This is a genomic window from Pantoea sp. XAF26B01_ASV70 (genome assembly GCF_054512635.1).
Genome location: NZ_CM137251.1, coordinates 3,769,624 through 3,787,474 on the forward strand (window position 1 = coordinate 3,769,624; position 17,851 = coordinate 3,787,474).

12 protein-coding genes are annotated in these 17,851 nt (G+C 54.5%); 5 read left to right on the top strand and 7 right to left on the bottom strand.

The features are described from left to right. Window positions 1–26 precede the first annotated feature (26 nt). Complete coding sequence (rapZ, locus tag ACX8ZY_RS17855; RefSeq protein ID WP_010251920.1) at window positions 27–881, top strand: RNase adapter RapZ; 855 nt, start codon at window positions 27–29, stop codon at window positions 879–881. Beyond that, window positions 878–1,150 (top strand): PTS phosphocarrier protein NPr, encoded by a 273-nt coding sequence (npr, locus tag ACX8ZY_RS17860; RefSeq protein ID WP_010251923.1) that lies wholly within the window; start codon window positions 878–880, stop codon window positions 1,148–1,150. Before rapZ ends, npr begins: the two co-directional genes overlap by 4 nt. A gap of 3 nt (window positions 1,151–1,153) precedes the next feature. Here the strand turns inward: npr and mtgA are convergent, their stop codons facing one another. After that, window positions 1,154–1,873 (bottom strand): monofunctional biosynthetic peptidoglycan transglycosylase, encoded by a 720-nt coding sequence (gene mtgA, locus ACX8ZY_RS17865; RefSeq protein ID WP_010251926.1) that lies wholly within the window; start codon window positions 1,871–1,873, stop codon window positions 1,154–1,156. A gap of 888 nt (window positions 1,874–2,761) precedes the next feature. Then, entirely contained in the window at window positions 2,762–5,095 is a 2,334-nt protein-coding gene (gene arcB, locus ACX8ZY_RS17870) for an aerobic respiration two-component sensor histidine kinase ArcB (RefSeq protein ID WP_033780457.1), read from the bottom strand. 889 nt (window positions 5,096–5,984) lie between these two features. Here arcB and ACX8ZY_RS17875 point away from each other — a divergent pair. Beyond that, a complete protein-coding gene (locus ACX8ZY_RS17875) occupies window positions 5,985–11,516 on the top strand; it encodes a glutamate synthase-related protein (RefSeq protein WP_010251932.1) in 5,532 nt (1,843 codons plus the stop codon). Between the two features lie 185 nt (window positions 11,517–11,701). Further along, window positions 11,702–13,459 (top strand): sulfite reductase subunit alpha, encoded by a 1,758-nt coding sequence (locus tag ACX8ZY_RS17880; RefSeq protein WP_010251935.1) that lies wholly within the window; start codon window positions 11,702–11,704, stop codon window positions 13,457–13,459. A 111-nt stretch (window positions 13,460–13,570) separates the two neighbouring features. Here ACX8ZY_RS17880 and sspB read toward each other — a convergent pair whose 3' ends face one another. The 5 genes from sspB to zapE form a co-directional block, all read right to left on the bottom strand. Continuing rightward, window positions 13,571–14,056 carry a ClpXP protease specificity-enhancing factor gene (gene sspB / locus ACX8ZY_RS17885; protein ID WP_010251939.1) on the bottom strand — a complete coding sequence of 162 codons (486 nt, stop codon included), beginning with the start codon at window positions 14,054–14,056 and terminating at the stop codon, window positions 13,571–13,573. A gap of 3 nt (window positions 14,057–14,059) precedes the next feature. Continuing rightward, a complete protein-coding gene (gene sspA / locus ACX8ZY_RS17890; protein WP_009092481.1) occupies window positions 14,060–14,701 on the bottom strand; it encodes a stringent starvation protein SspA in 642 nt (213 codons plus the stop codon). Window positions 14,702–15,032: 331 nt separating this feature from the next. After that, window positions 15,033–15,425 carry a 30S ribosomal protein S9 gene (rpsI, locus tag ACX8ZY_RS17895; protein WP_008925401.1) on the bottom strand — a complete coding sequence of 131 codons (393 nt, stop codon included), beginning with the start codon at window positions 15,423–15,425 and terminating at the stop codon, window positions 15,033–15,035. A gap of 15 nt (window positions 15,426–15,440) precedes the next feature. Continuing rightward, window positions 15,441–15,869 (bottom strand): 50S ribosomal protein L13, encoded by a 429-nt coding sequence (gene rplM, locus ACX8ZY_RS17900; protein WP_008925400.1) that lies wholly within the window; start codon window positions 15,867–15,869, stop codon window positions 15,441–15,443. A gap of 227 nt (window positions 15,870–16,096) precedes the next feature. Further along, window positions 16,097–17,224 (bottom strand): cell division protein ZapE, encoded by a 1,128-nt coding sequence (gene zapE, locus ACX8ZY_RS17905; protein ID WP_258993024.1) that lies wholly within the window; start codon window positions 17,222–17,224, stop codon window positions 16,097–16,099. Window positions 17,225–17,402: 178 nt separating this feature from the next. On the opposite strand from zapE, the gene zapG reads away from it, so the two are divergent. Beyond that, a complete protein-coding gene (gene zapG, locus ACX8ZY_RS17910) occupies window positions 17,403–17,804 on the top strand; it encodes a Z-ring associated protein ZapG (protein ID WP_003848291.1) in 402 nt (133 codons plus the stop codon). Window positions 17,805–17,851 lie beyond the last annotated feature (47 nt).

Genomic DNA, 17,851 nt, shown 5'->3' on the forward strand with positions numbered 1-17,851 from the left:
CCGGTTTTAAAACGGGAGAGAAGGTCATGGTGCTGATGATCGTTAGCGGTCGTTCAGGCTCGGGGAAGTCAGTGGCGCTCCGTGCGCTGGAAGATATGGGGTTCTACTGCGTTGATAACCTGCCGGTCGTGCTGCTGCCTGAGTTAGCTAACTCGCTGGCTGAGCGCAATATTTCGGCGGCGGTCAGCATCGACGTGCGTAATATGCCCGAATCCCCGGAAATTTTTGAAACCGCACTGAATAATCTGCCTGATACATTTTCCCCTCAGCTGCTGTTTCTCGACGCCGATCGCAACACCCTGATTCGTCGTTACAGCGATACGCGCCGTCTGCATCCCCTCTCCAGCAAAAACCTCTCGCTGGAGAGCGCGATTGATGAAGAGAGCGATCTGCTGGAGCCACTTCGTTCACGTGCCGATCTGATCATCGACACCTCAGAGATGTCGGTGCATGAGCTGGCAGAGATGCTGCGTACCCGCCTGCTGGGCAAGCGTGAACGTGAGCTGACTATGGTGTTTGAGTCGTTTGGCTTCAAGCATGGCATTCCGATTGACGCTGACTATGTATTTGACGTGCGCTTTCTGCCCAACCCCCACTGGGATCCCAAACTGCGTCCGATGACCGGCCTCGATCGTCCTGTGGCGGCCTTCCTTGATCGCCACACTGAAGTGCATAATTTTATCTACCAGACGCGCAGCTACCTTGAACTCTGGCTGCCGATGCTGGAGACCAATAACCGTAGCTATCTTACCGTGGCGATTGGCTGCACCGGCGGTAAACACCGCTCAGTCTATATTGCAGAACAGCTGGCAGATTACTTCCGTTCACGGGGTAAGAATGTGCAGTCACGCCATCGTACGCTGGAAAAGCGCAAATCATGACCGTCAGACAAACTGTAGAAATCAAAAATAAGCTGGGCATGCATGCACGTCCGGCGATGAAGTTATTTGAGCTGGTGCAGAGCTTTGATGCCGAAGTATTACTGCGCAATGAAGCGGGCACTGAAGCCGAAGCCAGCAGCGTGATTGCGCTGCTGATGCTCGACTCGGCAAAAGGCGGCCACATTGAGATTGAAGCCAGCGGCCCGGAGGAGATTCCGGCGCTGGCAGCGGTCATTGAGTTATTTGAAGCGGGTTTCGATGAAGATTAACGCTTAGTCGAGCTGATTACGCTGCAGGAAGCCTTCCCCGCCAAGCTGGCGCATCTGACGCAGTATCCACTGCTGCCGCTCTCTGACATAGCCTGAGGGTGCAGCAGCACGATAACGTATCGGATTAGGCAGCACCGCTGCCAGTAAGGCGGCATCTGCTGCGGTCAGCCGGCTGGCAGGCTTATGGAAGTAACGCTGAGAAGCCGCCTCAACGCCAAAGATGCCCGGCCCGAACTCCGCAATATTGAGATAGACGGTTAAAATACGCCGCTTCGTCCAGACCGTTTCAATTCCTACCGTCAGACCCGCTTCCAGACCTTTACGCACCCAGCTGCGACCATCCCAGAGGAACAGATTCTTCGCCGTCTGTTGAGACAGCGTGGACGCCCCACGCATCCGGCTATCGCTGTTATCCAGTACGGACTCAATCGCTGCCACATCAAAGCCCCAATGGGTGGGAAACTTTTGATCTTCTGAGGCGATAACGGCCAGCCCCATCCAGGGCGAAATCTCGTCATGGCCGACCCAGTCTGAATGGGCGACATAACTAAAATCACCGCGTAACCAGGCTCCGATCTGTCGTTCAGCCATCACCGCTGAGAACGGCACGGGTAAGAACGAAAAGAGTAAAATGCCCGCCAGCCATATTCCCAGCCACACCAGTACGATACGACCAACAATACGTCTGATACGCTGTCCGACGCTTCCTTTATGCTTGTTCATGCAATCTTCCCACACTTGTTTCAGACGTTAATCAATCACTCATGTAATCACTGCTAAAAAAGCAGCCTTTTTACGATTATCGCTGAAAACTGACAGGCTGTTTCCAGACTTTATTCAATCATTTTGCATCAACATGCTGCAACAGTTCGAAATAGTTCAAGTACTTCCGCAAAAAAGGAATCGGTTCCATTCATTGCCATTGCTTAGCATCTTTCCAGATAAACACTTAATCATGAGTAATAAGCGCCCGCATGAATCATTTACCATGCTTAACTGTTATTATTTTCTTAATCCTGCCGTGCCCAAAGGTTAATCAGAATTATCGTTATAACGGATAAATAAGCAGCGCTTAATGGCGTCACGGGTTGCCAGAATGGCACTATTTCCTTCCAGTAATAACCCTGATAGCAGAACGACAGAAGGACAAACTTTTAGATTCTTTTTTATCATTCCAAATCGTTTTGGATAATTCGTGTCATTTCAGGCAGCGCGCTTGCAATATCAGCGCGTTAGCCTCATTCAAAAGGCAAATGTTAACGGCGGCTCACTTTGGTGCTGCTCAGCTTCAGTTTCCCTGCCCGGCAGCATTAAAACTACACGAAAAAGCGTAAAACTGATTAAAATAGCAGCAACACAGCACAGAAATTAATTCCTTACTTGACTGTGTTGCCAAATTAATGTTTTCTGTATTTAAACGCTGCTCAATATCACAAATTTTAATGAATCTTGTCGCATGAGAAGATGAATTTGCTAAGGTGATGACAGTGTTAACCAATACCCTGCGGCTGCATTAATTATTCAAATCATAGCGGCCGCAATGATTTCCCTGGTGTTGGCGCAGTATTTCGCGCACCCCGGCCTCGGCTGGGGTCATTTTTTTCCGGGGTATCACTTATCCTGCTCTGCCACCCAGTCGCGTAATACCTGCACATCGTGTCGCCATTCATGCTTCAGCTCATCAATCCATTCACCTACATTGTCCCACCACGCCGGTAACTCCGGACTCTGAATCTGTTTCGCCAGCATCTGCAAACGCTGCAGCCCGACCGAACCCGCCGCCCCTTTGATTTTGTGTCCCTCTTCAGCAATGCCTTTCTGATCGCGCGCCATCAGATTCGACTCCAGCACCGCAAGGTAGTCCGGCATCATCTTTTCAAACATCGTCAGGCTTTGGGTAATCAGGCTGGGACCAACCAGCTCGATATACTGTTCGAGCATCGCGACATCCAGCAGCATTCGGGTTTTGTCATCGCTGACATCAGCGATCTCCTCTTCCGGTTCTGTCTGATAATCCCAGTACTTTTTAATCATCGCAGTGAGTGCCGGCACTGCCAGCGGTTTGCTGAGCACGTCATCCATTCCCGCGTCGAAGTACTCTTTTTTGTCTTTGAGGACATTGGCGGTAAGAGCAACCAGCGGGGGCAGATGCGTTCCCTGGTACTGCTGGCGAATCGCACGTGAGACATCCAGCCCGGTCATATCGGGCAGCTGAATGTCCAGCAGCACCAGGTCAAACTCCAGCGGGTCAAACATCGCCAGCGCCTCGCTGCCGGTCATGGCGACCTCTACACTGCAGCCCAGCTTCTCCAGTACCGAGCGCGCCACAATCACATTAAGCTCAATATCTTCAACCAGCAGCACGTGCAGCGCAGGCAGTGGCAGGCTATCGTCCACGCCTTCATCCTCCACCTCTTCAGCAATGCGTGGCGCTTTGATCTCTACGGTGAAGCATGACCCCTGTCCCGGCGCACTGTGCACGCGGATATCACCGCCCATCGCCTGCGCCAGGCGGCGTGATACCGCCAGCCCGATGCCGGTACCGGTAGCCGGTTTACCGCCATGCTGATCTTTGACCTGATAATACATAGCGAAGATCTTGTCCTGCTCCTCCTGACGGATACCCATGCCGGAGTCCTGCACCTCAAAGCGCAGCGTCTCGTCCTGCTCATAGGTTACCCGCACCACGATCTCGCCCTGCTGGGTGAACTTCACGGCGTTACCAATCAGGTTCCACAGAATCTGGCGCAGACGCGTTCCATCGGTCGAGATCATATGCGGCAGCGGCAGTTGCGGCGCGAGCACAAACTTCAGCCCTTTCGGCTGTGCCAGCAGGCCAGAGAGGTTTTCTAAATCGGCCAGGAAACCGGTGAAGTCGAGCGGCTGATTATCCAGCTGTACTTTACGGCGCTCGATTTTGTCCACCTCAATCACATCATTAAAGATATTGCCCAGCGTGATGGCGGAGACGTGGATGGTTTTGAGATATTTCAGCTGTTCCTGATTAAGGTCGGTGTCCAGCAGGATGCGGCTCAGGCCGACAATGCCATTAAGCGGCGTACGAAGCTCGTGGCTGATCGTAGAGATAAAGGTGGTCTTCTCCCGGCTGGCGTTCTCTAACGCGTCCTGATAGCGCTTACGTTCGGTTATATCGCGGCCAAAGCCCATCAATCCGCTGCGCTTACCCACGCGGTCGTAGTAAGGCACTTTACGGATCTCGAAGCAGGCTTTGCGTCCGTCGGGATATTGCAGCCACTGTTCATAGGTCAGCGAGACGTTGTGGCGGAATACCTTTTCGTCCGTTTCCAGCACCTTAGTGGCCGCTTCATCATCATAGATATCGCGCGGCGTCAGGCCAATCAGCTGCTTTTCGCTTTTGCCGGTCAGCAGCTCCATTGCACGGTTGCAGCCGGAGAACTGTTTATCGATGTTGCGATAGAACACCAGGTCAGGCGAGGCATCCAGGAAGGAGCGCAGGAAGGAGGATTGCTGTTCCAGCTCAATCTGTGCCTGCTCACGACGCGTTACCTCTTCACGCAGCTTATCCATCACCTGTTCGCGTGCCAGCTCCGCCTTTTTACGATCGCTGATCTCCTGATTCAGCTGCGTAATGGTCTCTTTCATCTGCTGATTGAGTTCCAGATCCCGGGTACGCATCTCTTCCAGCTTATCCACCAGCCGTGCCAGTCGTTGCCGTGACTCCTCCAGCTGATCGACCACCACCGAGAGAAAATAGACCGCCCAGGGCGTGATCAGCAGCCCGAAGAAGACCGAACGCACCACGTCAATGCTCTCGACATGGCCCCGCAGTACCATCGTGACCGCCATCTGGACAATCATCGCCAGCACCACCAGCGCAGACGCCAGCAGCAGCGAGAACCTCACCAGTCCAAGCTTCACCATTAAATCAACGTAGTACTGCGCCAACAGACGAATTTGTTTCATAACAACTCCCTGGAAGAGAAACAGCCTCATAATAGCGCAGTTAACCCGCTGCCGTCGCAGCACGTCGCGTGGAGATAAGGGATCAAATGCGCTTTTATGGTGCAGCAGCCTCGCCGATCGGCGACGTTAAGGATAAAGCGGTTAAAACCCTTGACTGACTGTGCCAAATGAATAATCTGTAAGGCCGCCAGCGAATCACCGATTTCTCTGTACGGCCTTTTTTCAATATCCTGGCAGCGTCCTGTTGCACAGGCACACCCTTTTATATGCATAGCCATTCATCTTTAATGCTGTTTTAAGCATGCCCATGCTGATTAATTTTTCTTATAACCAACCGCGGTTTCATTCAAATAACCGGACATAAGAAAAACAGATACATGCTATGCATCATGGGTGCTGAACAGCATTTAATGCTGCTTAACACCCTGTCACCAGCATGGTGCAGAGATCTGACGCCTGCACTACAGTGAGTCAGTTCACATTTATCGGCCTGTCGCCAGGCACCAGAGTGATACATTTTAAACCTTAAAAATAATTAAATTCATGCACTTAAGCAGATAAAACGCATGATAATCCCGTCTGACCGCCCTATTTGACCTGATTACGCTTTCCCGATAAGTTGGAAATCCGCTGAAAGCTTTCCAGACGGGCCATTGTCTCGGCATATCTATGCAACAAGAAGACTCCCGCGTGGTTTAAGTCATCTCCTTTAAGAGACCGGAAATCAGAGAGCAGCTCAATTAAGGACGTTTTACCGATGTCTGGAGAGAAATGCTCAGGGCTATGACGCGCGCTCGACAGAGCATGGCGATGAAAATGATAGCGCCCCCGTTGCGCTCAGACCCTGAAACAGTGCAGGTAATGTCAAAGCAGTTTAAGGAGACCCTCAATGTCCACTAAAAAACCTCAATCCTATGGCTTGTATGATCCGACAGCAGGCAGTGACAGCTGTGGTGTAGGTTTCATTACGCGTAAGGACGGCGAGCAGACCCACGAGATTCTGCAGATGGCGCACAGCGCCCTGTGTACGGTGCCTCACCGCGGCGGCATGTCAGCGGAAGGCGTTGGCGACGGCGCGGGGGTCAACGTTGATCTTTCGCTGCAATTCTTCCGCAAAATTACCGGCCAGCCGCTGGAAGCGGGACGCTTTGGTGTCGGTAACTTCTTTGTGCCGAAAGATGCTGAGCTGCGCGCGAATGCCGAACGTCTGGTGGATGAAACCCTCAGCAGCTTTGGTCTGCCGGTACTCATGAAGCGTGACATGCCGCTCGACAGCAGCGTGACGCGCCCGGCAGCCGCGCAGTTCCAGTTACCGATTCTGCAGTGGATTTTCACTGCGCCACAGGATGTGGTGGATCAGAACGACTTCGAAAAACGCATCTACCGTGCCCTGTTAACCATTGAAGCCCGAGCTTTCACCGAAAGCGAATTTGGCGGCCTCTATCCGCTGTCGCTGTCGTCACGCACGCAGGTGTTCAAAGCCCGTCTGAATTCCAATGAAGTGATCCCTTACTTCAAAGATCTGACCGATCCGGATCATCAGGTGCGCGGGCTGTTTTTCCATACCCGCTTCTCCACTAACACCGATCCCCATACCACGATGGCGCAGCCGTTCCGCCTGATGGCGCACAACGGCGAGCTGAACACTGACCGTAAAAACCGCATCGCTGAGTCCGCGCTGGCGCTGGCCCGTGGCAAGACCATCGTGCGGCCTAAAGGCCAGTCCGACAGTTCGCGCCTGGATCAGAGCATCCACAGCCGTCTGATGGAAGATGACCTCGATCTGATCACCGCCGTGGTGTCGATGATGCCGCCCGCCTGGGAAAACGACAGCGCGCTGTCGCCAGAAGTGCGTGACATGCTGGAGTACTTCTCGCTGTATGAAGAGAAGAACGACGGCCCTGCTGCCTTAATCTTTGGTAATGGCGAAGTAATTGGCGCCCGTCTTGATCGTCTGGGTCTGCGTCCCCTGCGTTCAGTAGAAACCGCTGACTATATCGGTGCGATGTCGGAAGCCGGCCAGATCGCCTTCCCACCTGAAAGCGTGTTGCGTCGTGGGCGTATCGAAGCGGGCGGTATGCTCTATTTCGATCACCGTGAAAAACGCAGCTATACCACGCTGCAGGCGCTGGAAAAACTGGCCGCAGAGAAAGATTATTCGGCGTTGCTGCGTGAAGCGCGCGTCGGTCTTGACGATCTGCCCGAGATCCCGGCAGAACAGCAGGGTTCACCGCTGCGTTATCGTGGCGATCTGAAAACGTATCAGCGCTTTGTTGCCTACTACTACAATCAGGAAAGCTTCAAGTTCATGATGGACCCGATGCTGAATACCGGCGCAGAGAAGATCTCTGCGATGGGTTACGGCAACGCCATCAACGGCTTATCCGATCATGAAGGCGGTATGGCGCACTACTTCTCTCAGCGCTTTGCGCAGGTCACCAACCCGCCGCTGGACTCTATCCGCGAAGTGGATGGCATGACGTTGCGTGTCGCGCTGGGGGCAAAACCCCATCTGGGCCGCAGCAAAGGCCGTCAGATTGTGGTGCCGACCCCGATTCTCAGCCACCTCGATATGCTGCGTTTACGCGAGCAGACTATCGCACCTTATGCCCGCTTTGAGATGCTCTATGAGCCGGTGATCGGCAAAGATCTGCTGAGCACCACCGCGAACGCGAATGCCCTGGAAAAGGCGATTGATGACCTGGCGCAACAGGTGGTTGATTTTGCCCGTACCCAGGGTGGCATCGCCGTACTTACCGATCGCCATATCTCTTCAAAGCACGCCGCGATCCCGATGCTGCTGGTGGTTTCCGCCATCAACCAGCGCCTGATAAAGGAAGGGTTGCGTCTGGATGTTTCTCTGGTGGTTGAAAGCGGCCAGAGCATCTCGTCGCACCACATTGCCGCCACACTTGGCTTTGGAGCGTCAGCTATCTATCCGCTGGGCGTACAGATGCGCGCAGAGGAGAAATTTGGTGAAGGTGAAGAAGGTAACAAAGCCTTTAAGCGCTATGCCAAAGCGGCTGAAAAAGCACTGATGAAAACCATGGGCAAAGTGGGCCTCTGTACCGTTGAGAGCTACAGCAGCGGCGAGTTCTTTGAGCCTAACTTCCTCAACACCGATGATCCGGTGCTGAAAAAATATTTCCCGAATATCAAAACGCCGGTGGGCGGCGCAGGCTTCGCGACGATCGCGCAGATGGCCGTTGACTGGCACCAGAGCGCACTGAAGATTCAGGGCGAATCTGAAGTTCCGTTGCTGGGCCTGTTCAAAGAGCGTGCAGAAGGCGCAGGTCACTCCTACGGCACCATCGCCGTGCGGACCTTTATCGATATGACCGAAGAACCGATTCGCTTTGCCGACAAAGCGCGCGAAGAGGACAACTTCATCCGCCTGATGACGCTGGCTAAACTGGATAATGCGTTTGGCATCAAGCCTGAGACCTTTAAAGACAGCAGCTTTGAGCGCATCCCGGATGAGGTGATCAATAATTTCGCGATTACTGCTGATTACCGTCAGTTCTCAAGCCTGATGTATGAAGAGCGTAAACGTCGCCCGGCGGCCCTGCGCGACATCCTGACATTCCCGGCTGACCTGACCCACATCGACAGCGAAGCGGAGTTCCGCCGCAAGCTGGGACGCTACTCGCTGACCAACAACGGCTTTGCCATTCGTGGCATGGAGTGTGAGGCGGTAGATGGCAGCCTGAATCACTTTATGCTGCGTCTGACCGATGCGATTGAAGGACTGAAGCCTGAGAGCGAACGCCTGCAGAACCTGTCACGCGCCCTGAAATCCCGCTTCGGCGACGATATTGAAAGCAGCGAAGTGGTGACTGGCGGTCTGAAAGTGACCGCTTACGGTAAAGCGGCCGATTATCTGTCACGTATCTTCACCACCCTGCCTTCACTGCCGCTGAGCGAAGTGCAGCCAGCCTGTGAAATTACCCGTACCTTTGCCTCCGGGGCGATGAGCCACGGTGCGCTGGTGGCTCCCGCTCATGAAGCGGTCGCGCACGGCACCAATATGGTCGGCGGCATGAGTAACTGCGGTGAAGGCGGCGAGCATTACTCCCGTCACGGCACCATTCGTGCCTCACGGATCAAACAGCTGGCTTCGGGCCGTTTCGGCGTCTGGGCTGCCTATCTGGCGGATCCGATGCTGGAAGAGCTGGAGATCAAAATTGGTCAGGGTGCGAAACCTGGTGAAGGCGGCCAGCTACCGGCGGCCAAAGTTACCGTCGAGATTGCTGCCGCGCGTGGCGGTACGCCTGGCGTCGAGCTGGTCTCACCGCCGCCGCATCACGACACCTATTCCATCGAAGATCTGGCGCAGTTGATCCACGACTGCAAAGCCGCGCGGGTGCGCGTTATCGTCAAGCTGGTCTCGTCTGAAGGGATCGGCACCATCGCGGTCGGCGTGGCCAAAGCGGGTGCAGACGTGATTAACGTTGCGGGTAACACCGGCGGTACCGGCGCTGCGTCGGTGACCAGCCTGAAATATACCGGACGCGTGGCTGAAATCGGCATCGCTGAAGTCCACCAGGCGCTGTGCGCCAACGGCCTGCGTGAGAAAGTGCTGCTGCGCTGCTCTGGCGCCCAGCAGACCGGCAGCGACGTGGTGAAATCTGCGCTGCTGGGCGGCGACAGCTTTGAGTTCGGTACGACGGCGCTGATGATGCTGAAATGCGTGATGGCGAAGAACTGTAACGTTAAGTGCCCGGCTGGCTTAACCACGAATGCCGAAGCGTTTGATGGCGATCCGCGTCAGCTGGCGCAGTATTTCCTCAACGTGGCGCATGAAGTGCGTGAAATCCTTGCGCGTATGGGCCTGCGTTCCCTGCGTGAGGCACGCGGTCGCTCTGACCTGTTGCACCTGATGGATCACCCGCTGGAAGTGGGCAAGCTCGACTTACGCGCCATGCTTACCGTGGTGCCTGAGCTGAAAATCGACAAGCCGGTTTATCTGGAAAAAGATTTTGAGCTGGATGATGTCTGGATTGAGCAACTGAAGCTGTCGCTGGTGGATCAGGGAAATCCTGACGTCACTCTGGGCAACAACATCGTGCTGAATAACCGAAACAAAAGTGTCGGCGGCCAGCTGGCCATCGATATTGAGCGGATGCTGAACCATCAGCTGAGTTCTGAGCAGCTGCAGGCGATGCCTGCCGTAATGACTGACGATCGCGGTCGTCGCTATCTGGCCCCTGAGAGCGTAAAAATTTCCACCACCGGTTCTGCCGGTCAGTCGTTTGGCGCCTTCTGCAACGATGGCATGCAGCTGACCCATTACGGCACCTGTAACGACGGTGTCGGCAAAGGACAGTGTGGCGGCGAACTGATCGTGATGTCGCCTGGTGGCGGCGCGCAGGATGCCGATGGCAACGTGCTGATTGGTAACTTTGCGCTGTTTGGCGCGACCGGCGGACGTCTGTTCGTGCAGGGCCAGGCCGGTGACCGTTTCGCGGTGCGTAACTCCGGTGCCACCGCCGTGGTTGAAGGCGTCGGTGACTTCTGCTGCGAATATATGACCAATGGCGCCATCCTCAACCTGGGCACCTTCGGTAAAGGATTTGGCAACGGCATGAGCGGCGGCTTCGCCTACCAGTACGACCCCTATGGATCGCTGGCCAGCCATGCTGCCGGTGATTCAGTGCAGTTCGGCTCGATTGCCGATCAGGATGAAATGGCCCAGGTGCACAAGCAGGCGGTGCTGACCATGCTGAACTGGCATCTGGAGGCGACGAAATCACCGCGTGCCGCCTGGCTGCTGGAGAACTGGGAAACGGAGTGTCACCACTTTGTTTACGTGATGCCGCGCTCGCTGCTGCTCTATCAAGATGGCGGCGAGATTCTGAAAGCCAAGAGCCGCAAAGATCTGCTCGAAGAGCTGTCGACGGCGCTGGCAGGCCATCAGGTGGCGAAGTTTAAAGCCGCATGGCGTCAGGGTAAAACCATCGCCAACGGTGCCGTACCGGCTTATGGCGCGACCGATACGCTGGAGATGTTTGTCCTGCTGAACAACTACACCGTGCTGAGCTTTGCCCAGCAGCTGGCGCTGGGGAAATTACCGAAAGGCACCCCGGTTGAAGATGCGGCAGTTGAAAAAGCGGTCCGTAATCTGTTGATGACGGAAGACTTTTCGCTGATAAGCAAGCTGCAGCGTCATGCCCGTTCCGCTATCGAGAGCTACAGCGATGATGAACTGGCGAGTCTGATTGGTACTAAACGCATGTCAGATTACAAAGCGGCGCTGACGCAACGTAACATCCGCTCCATGGACAGTCTGGCAACCTATGGCTGGATCATGTATCAGGATGCCTGTAACCGGGAAGTGCTGGGCCACCTGCCTGACTTTGAAGAGCTGTTTGCACGAGCGGCATTGCCGGAAATCGCCGCTGCGGTGGGTAAACTCTCCTGACAGTGATACTGATCAGGCTGAACTGAATATTATTAATTGATCATTGCCCGGATTAATCGTTGTACCGGACAGATGCAGCACCGCTCTCCCCTGTCGCACACGCTGCGGCGCGGGAAAGCGGAACCGCTTTCACACCGGACAATGCCACTGATGACGGGCGAGAACGGGATTGAGTAAAAGTACCCATGAAAATTCCTTATATTCCAGAAGATGCACCTTTTAATGGCGATCAGAAGTACTGGCTGGCTGGCTTTCTTGCGGGTCTGCACTCCCGTTTGCTGGTATTAGAAGACAAGCAGCAACCCGCCGCGGGCACAAGCGCAGCCGCGACGACGCAACTGCACATTCTTTATGGCTCACAGACCGGCAATGCTGAAGCACTGGCGCAGACCGCAGCGAAATCTGCCCGCGCTAAAGGACTGGTGCCGGTGGTTCAGGCGCTGGGCGATGTCGATCTCGACGTATTTGCCACCATGCGCCATGTACTGATCGTCACCTCGACCTATGGCGAAGGTGAAATGCCGGACAACGCGCAGCTGTTCTGGGACGCGATCTCTGCCAGTACCGCACCGCGTCTGGAGCAGATGCATTTCGCCGTGCTGGCGATTGGTGATACTGGCTACGATGGCTTCTGTCAGGCGGGCAAGTTTATTGATATGCGCCTTGAGCAGCTGGGCGCGAAACGCGTGGTTGATCGTATCGATTGTGATATCGATTTTGAGGAGCCTTCCAGCGAGTGGCTGAACAGCTCAATGCCACAGTTTGCCGCCAGCGCGGGCAGCAGCGGCACCGTGCTGGAAAGCGCGCCTGAAGCGCCAGTCATTCCAGGCAGCAACAAATCCAATCCATACGCCGCCGCGCTGATCACTAACAAGCGTTTGTCAGGCGAGCAGTCGGCCAAAGATATTCGTCATTTCGAGTTCGACCTGTCTGACAGCGGCCTGAAGTATGAAGCGGGCGATGCGCTGGGCGTAATTCCGGTCAACGAGCCGTCGCTGGTCAGCCTGCTGCTGACCCAGCTTAACGCGGACTACGAGACGCCGGTGCCCGGCTTTGATCGCAGCCTTGGCGACCTGCTGACCTATCAGTTTGAGATCTCAGAGCCGTCACGCAAGTTAATCGAATGGGTCGGGCAGAACACCACCAACCAGGAGCTGCGTCATGTGTTACAGCATGATGATAAAGATGCGCTGGGCGTATGGCTGTGGGGCAAAGATACCCTTGACCTGCTGCAGCTTGAGCTGACGCGCACGCTGGCGGTACCCGAGTTTGTCGCGCTGCTGCGTCCGCTGCAGCATCGCGCTTACTCTATTTCGTCCAGTTCTAAAGCCCATCCTGATCAGGTGCATCTGACCGTTGCCTCGGTGCGTTATCACAGTGGTGGCCGTAATCGCGGTGGCGTCTGCTCAACCTATCTGGCCGAGCGTGTGCGTCGCGGTGAAAAGCCCGCCATCTTTATCTCACCCAATAAATCGTTCCGCGTGCCTGCCAACAACAGCGCACCGCTGATCATGGTGGGACCAGGTACCGGTATCGCACCATTCCGTGCTTTCCTGCAGGAGCGCCAGGCAACCGGCGCGCAGGGCAAAAACTGGCTGTTCTTCGGCGATCAGCATCAGGAACATGACTTTATCTATCAGGATGAATTACTTGCCTGGCGCGATAATGGCTTGCTGACGCGTCTGGATCTGGCGTTCTCACGCGATCAGGAGAAGAAAATCTACGTGCAGAGCCGGATGCTTGAACAGGGCGCTGAGTTGTATGCCTGGCTGCAGGAAGGGGCTTACTTCTATGTCTGTGGCGATGCATCGCGTATGGCGAAGGATGTGGATAATGCGCTGTATGAAGTGGTTCGCCAGTTTGGTGGTCTCTCCACCGAGCGCGCTGCTGACTATGTCGATCAGCTGAAGAAAGAGAAGCGCTACCTGCGCGACGTCTATTGATCGCGATGGTCTGCTGAAAAAATCCGGCTTGCGCAGGCAGCCGGATTTTTTTATGGCCGACAGGCAAAAAAATACCCGTCGGATGGACGGGTATTCGCTGTTATGTCACTGCTATTTCACTACGCGCAGTGAAGGTCGTCCACCACGTGGCGGTGGATCGTCATCAGGCGGTGTCTCGTCATCGCTGGCATCGTCAGGACGATCACCATCAATCACCGACATCATAGTCTCTTCCTGACCCTCTGACGCCTCATGCGTGCCCAGCTCGTAAGCCGGTTCCGGTTCAAACATCGTCCCGGCGCCATTTTCACGCGCATAGATTGCCAGAATCGCCGCCATCGGCACGTTAACCTGGCGAGGAACGCCACCAAAGCGGGCGTTGAACGACACCTGATCATTCGCCAGATCGAGGTTACCGACAGCACGTGGCGCAATGTTCAGGACAATCTGACCATCGCGCGCATACTCCAGCGGCACCTGCACACCCGGCAGATTTATGTCGACCACCAGATGCGGCGTCAGCTGGTTGTCGAGCAACCAGTCATAAAAGGCGCGCAGCAGATAGGGACGACGTGCAGTAAGTTGCGACATTTCCATACGTTAAGCCCGGGCTTGCAGCCGCATTTCACGTTCAGCTTCAGTTAATGAAGCGAGGAAGGAGTCACGCTCAAATACGCGATTCATGTAACCTTTCAGCTCTTTTGAACCTGAGCCGATCAAATCGATACCCATTGACGGCAGACGCCATAACAGCGGAGCCAGATAGCAATCAACCAGGCTGAACTCTTCGCTCATGAAATAAGGCGTACGGCCAAACAGTGGCGCGATAGCCAGCAGCTCTTCACGCAGTTGCTTGCGTGCCGCTTCCGCTTCCTGACCGCTGCTATTCTCTACTTTCCTCATCAGGCTATACCAGTCCTGCTCGATGCGGTGCATCATCAGGCGGCTATCACCACGGGCAACCGGATAAACCGGCATCAGTGGCGGATGCGGGAAGCGCTCATCTAAATATTCCATGATGATGCGTGATTCATACAGCGTCAGCTCACGATCTACCAGCGTCGGTACCGTGCGATACGGATTGAGGTCAATCAGATCCTGCGGCAGGTTATCCATTTCGACCTGCTCGATCTCTACGCTGACACCCTTCTCCGCCAGGACGATACGTACCTGATGGCTGAAAATGTCAGTAGGACCAGAAAACAGCGTCATTACCGAACGTTTGTTGGCAGCGACAGCCATGAAAACCTCCAAGTTTGTTCACAAAAAGATACTGCGAATAGCCAACCACACGGCGACTCACTTGCTTATCGAACTCGCACGCAACCTGGTTAGCTGCGTCACAGATACTGACGCCCCGACAGTGGGGAGGCGCATAACGCACCGGCCTGCGGGCGCAAAGTGACACAGAGTTTACCAGATTTTAGGCTGCTTGTGGGCGTGGAATGAATCTTTGCAGGTAAATTGAGCGCGGCGTTACGGTTTTCGCGGACAGTTTATGGGAAGGCAGAAAATAAAAAACCCGCCGAAGCGGGTTTTTTGAGCCAATTGCCGCAGCCGGAGCTGCAAACAATTAACGCTTGGAGAACTGAGGACGACGACGTGCTTTACGCAGGCCGACTTTCTTACGTTCAACCTGACGCGCATCACGCGTTACGAAGCCAGCTTTACGCAGCTCGCCACGCAGTGATTCGTCGTATTCCATCAGAGCGCGGGTGATACCGTGACGGATCGCACCAGCCTGACCAGAAATACCGCCACCTTTAACAGTGACATAGAGATCGAATTTACCAACCAGGTCCAGCAGCTCAAGCGGCTGACGAACTACCATGCGGGCAGTTTCGCGACCGAAGTACTGTTCCAGAGAACGTTGGTTAATTACGATGTTACCGCTACCCGGCTTAATGAATACGCGAGCGGTAGAGCTTTTGCGGCGACCAGTGCCGTAGTTTTGAGTTTCAGCCATTGCCTTTAATCCCGATTAAATGTCAAGAACTTGCGGTTGCTGTGCCGCATGGGTGTGCTCGTTGCCTGCGTAAACTTTCAGTTTACGGTACATAGCACGACCCAGCGGGCCCTTCGGCAGCATGCCTTTAACCGCGATCTCAATCACACGCTCAGGACGGCGAGCAATCATCTCTTCAAAGGTCGCCTGTTTGATACCACCGATGTGGCCAGTGTGGTGATAGTAGATCTTGTCAGTACGCTTGTTGCCGGTTACAGCAACTTTTTCTGCGTTCAGAACGATGATGTAATCACCCGTATCAACGTGCGGAGTGTATTCCGCTTTATGCTTACCACGCAGACGGCGCGCCAGTTCAGTCGCCAGGCGACCCAAAGTTTTGCCCGTTGCGTCAACTACAAACCAGTCACGTTGGACGGTTTCTGGTTTAGCTGTAAAAGTTTTCATCGAAAAGCTTACCCAAATTAAGTTACACGTTGGTGAAATCCCAAACGCTTAAGTAAACGAATGAGGCTCACACGACCATTTTGACCAGCAAGCCACCCCTTCGGATAGAGTTACTGGAACACAGAGGATTTGGGAAAAAAATCCTTTGCTGTAACGTGGGGTCGCAAGATTATAGAGAAGTCGGTTACAAAAATCGAACCCTATTTCGGTATTTATCCCGATTATTCTCACGGCAGGTGCGGTAAACGCAGATACTCTTCGCTCTGCATCTCCTGAAGTCGGGATAAACAGCGCTGGTATTCAAACTTCAGCCGCGTGCCCTGATAAATCTCGGTCAGTGACGTTTCTGCCGCGACCACCAGCTTCACATGCCGTTCATAGAACTCATCGACCAGTGCGAGGAAACGCCGTGCCTGATCTTCGGTTTTGTAGATCATCACCGGCACGTCATACAGCAGCACACTGTGAAAACGGCGCGACAGCGCAATATAGTCATGCTGGCTGCGCCCTTCGCCACACAGAGTGGTGAAATTAATCGCCAGCACGCCCTCGCTGACGCCCAGCGTCGGCATCTGGCGGTGATTAATTTCCAGAACCGGCGCATCTTCAGGCTGGCTGCCCGACAGTGCTTTAAACATCCGCGCCATTTCAGCGTGCGTCTCTTTGTTCAGCGGAGAGTTCCACAGGTGCGCGGAGGTCAGCGTGCGTAACCGGTAGTCGATACCGGCATCCACATTCATCACATCACAATGACGTTTGATCTGCTCGATGGCAGGCAGGAAGCGCGCGCGCTGCAGACCATTACGATAGAGATCATCAGGCGGAATGTTCGAGGTGGCCACCAGCGCAATGCCGCGTTCAAACAGCGCTTCCATCAGCGTGCCCAGCAGCATCGCATCGGTGATATCGGAGACAAAAAATTCATCAAAACAGAGGATATCCGTTTCTGCTTTGAATTTGTCCGCAATAATCAGTAACGGATCGCTCTGCCCCTGAAGCTGCGTCAGCTCTTCATGCACCCGCAGCATAAAGCGGTGGAAGTGCAGACGCAGTTTGCGATCGCCAGGAATAGACTGAAAAAAGAGATCCATGACCCAGGTCTTACCGCGACCGACACCGCCCCACATATAGAGTCCACGTACCGGTTGTGGCGTCTCGTTTTTCTCTTTACCGATCAATTTTGACAGGCGACCCAGCAGGCCGGATGTGGCAGGCGCGGCGGATTGTTGCCGGGCAACCAGCGCCTGCTGCAGCGCGTCTAAACGGGTAATCGCTTCACGTTGTACGTCATCGGGCCTGAATTCGCCCTGCGACAGCGCCTGTTCATAGCGTGAAAGCGGAGTTGAGGTTTGCATTGTTGTTTCAAAGTCCCTGAATGGTGTCTGATTCATACCACGGTTGCTGAAAAAAAGGCCGTTCTACACTAAGCCATGCTGCTCCAGAGTTCCACATCCATAAGATTAACGGGTATAGTGACTATTATTGAAATGGTGCAATGCCCTACGGAACAATGGAAATAACACGGGAGTCATTATGACCTGGGAATACGGGCTAATTGGTTTAGTGGTTGGTATTATTGTCGGCGCAGTCGCCATGCGTTTTGGCAACAAAAAGCTGCGTGAGCAGCGCAGCATGCAGTACGAGCTGGAAAAATCGAAAGCGGAGCTGGCGGATTATCGCGAAGAGCTGACCAATCACTTCGCGCAGAGCGCGGAGCTGCTGGACAACATGGCGCGTGATTATCGTCAGCTCTATCAGCACATGGCAAAAGGCTCAAATGACCTGCTGCCGAATCTGCCTGGCCAGAAAAATCCGTTTGCCTATCAGCTGACTGAAGCCGAAGCGGACAACGATCAGGTGCCGGTGCAGATGCCGCGCGACTATTCTGAAGGCGCATCCGGTTTACTGCGTGGCGAGCGCCCTGCCCGCGACTAATCTTTTTGGGGCGCAGCCTGTCTGCGCCCGCTGTTTTTGCGAACCCT

Coding starts and splice junctions, on each gene's coding strand:
- sspA (WP_009092481.1), bottom strand. CDS start 14,701: ATGGCTGTCGCTGCCAACAAACGTTCGGTAATGACGCTGTTTTCTGGT.
- mtgA (WP_010251926.1), bottom strand. CDS start 1,873: ATGAACAAGCATAAAGGAAGCGTCGGACAGCGTATCAGACGTATTGTT.
- rpsI (WP_008925401.1), bottom strand. CDS start 15,425: ATGGCTGAAACTCAAAACTACGGCACTGGTCGCCGCAAAAGCTCTACC.
- zapG (WP_003848291.1), top strand. CDS start 17,403: ATGACCTGGGAATACGGGCTAATTGGTTTAGTGGTTGGTATTATTGTC.
- zapE (WP_258993024.1), bottom strand. CDS start 17,224: ATGCAAACCTCAACTCCGCTTTCACGCTATGAACAGGCGCTGTCGCAG.
- npr (WP_010251923.1), top strand. CDS start 878: ATGACCGTCAGACAAACTGTAGAAATCAAAAATAAGCTGGGCATGCAT.
- ACX8ZY_RS17875 (WP_010251932.1), top strand. CDS start 5,985: ATGTCCACTAAAAAACCTCAATCCTATGGCTTGTATGATCCGACAGCA.
- rapZ (WP_010251920.1), top strand. CDS start 27: ATGGTGCTGATGATCGTTAGCGGTCGTTCAGGCTCGGGGAAGTCAGTG.
- arcB (WP_033780457.1), bottom strand. CDS start 5,095: ATGAAACAAATTCGTCTGTTGGCGCAGTACTACGTTGATTTAATGGTG.
- sspB (WP_010251939.1), bottom strand. CDS start 14,056: ATGGAAATGTCGCAACTTACTGCACGTCGTCCCTATCTGCTGCGCGCC.
- rplM (WP_008925400.1), bottom strand. CDS start 15,869: ATGAAAACTTTTACAGCTAAACCAGAAACCGTCCAACGTGACTGGTTT.
- ACX8ZY_RS17880 (WP_010251935.1), top strand. CDS start 11,702: ATGAAAATTCCTTATATTCCAGAAGATGCACCTTTTAATGGCGATCAG.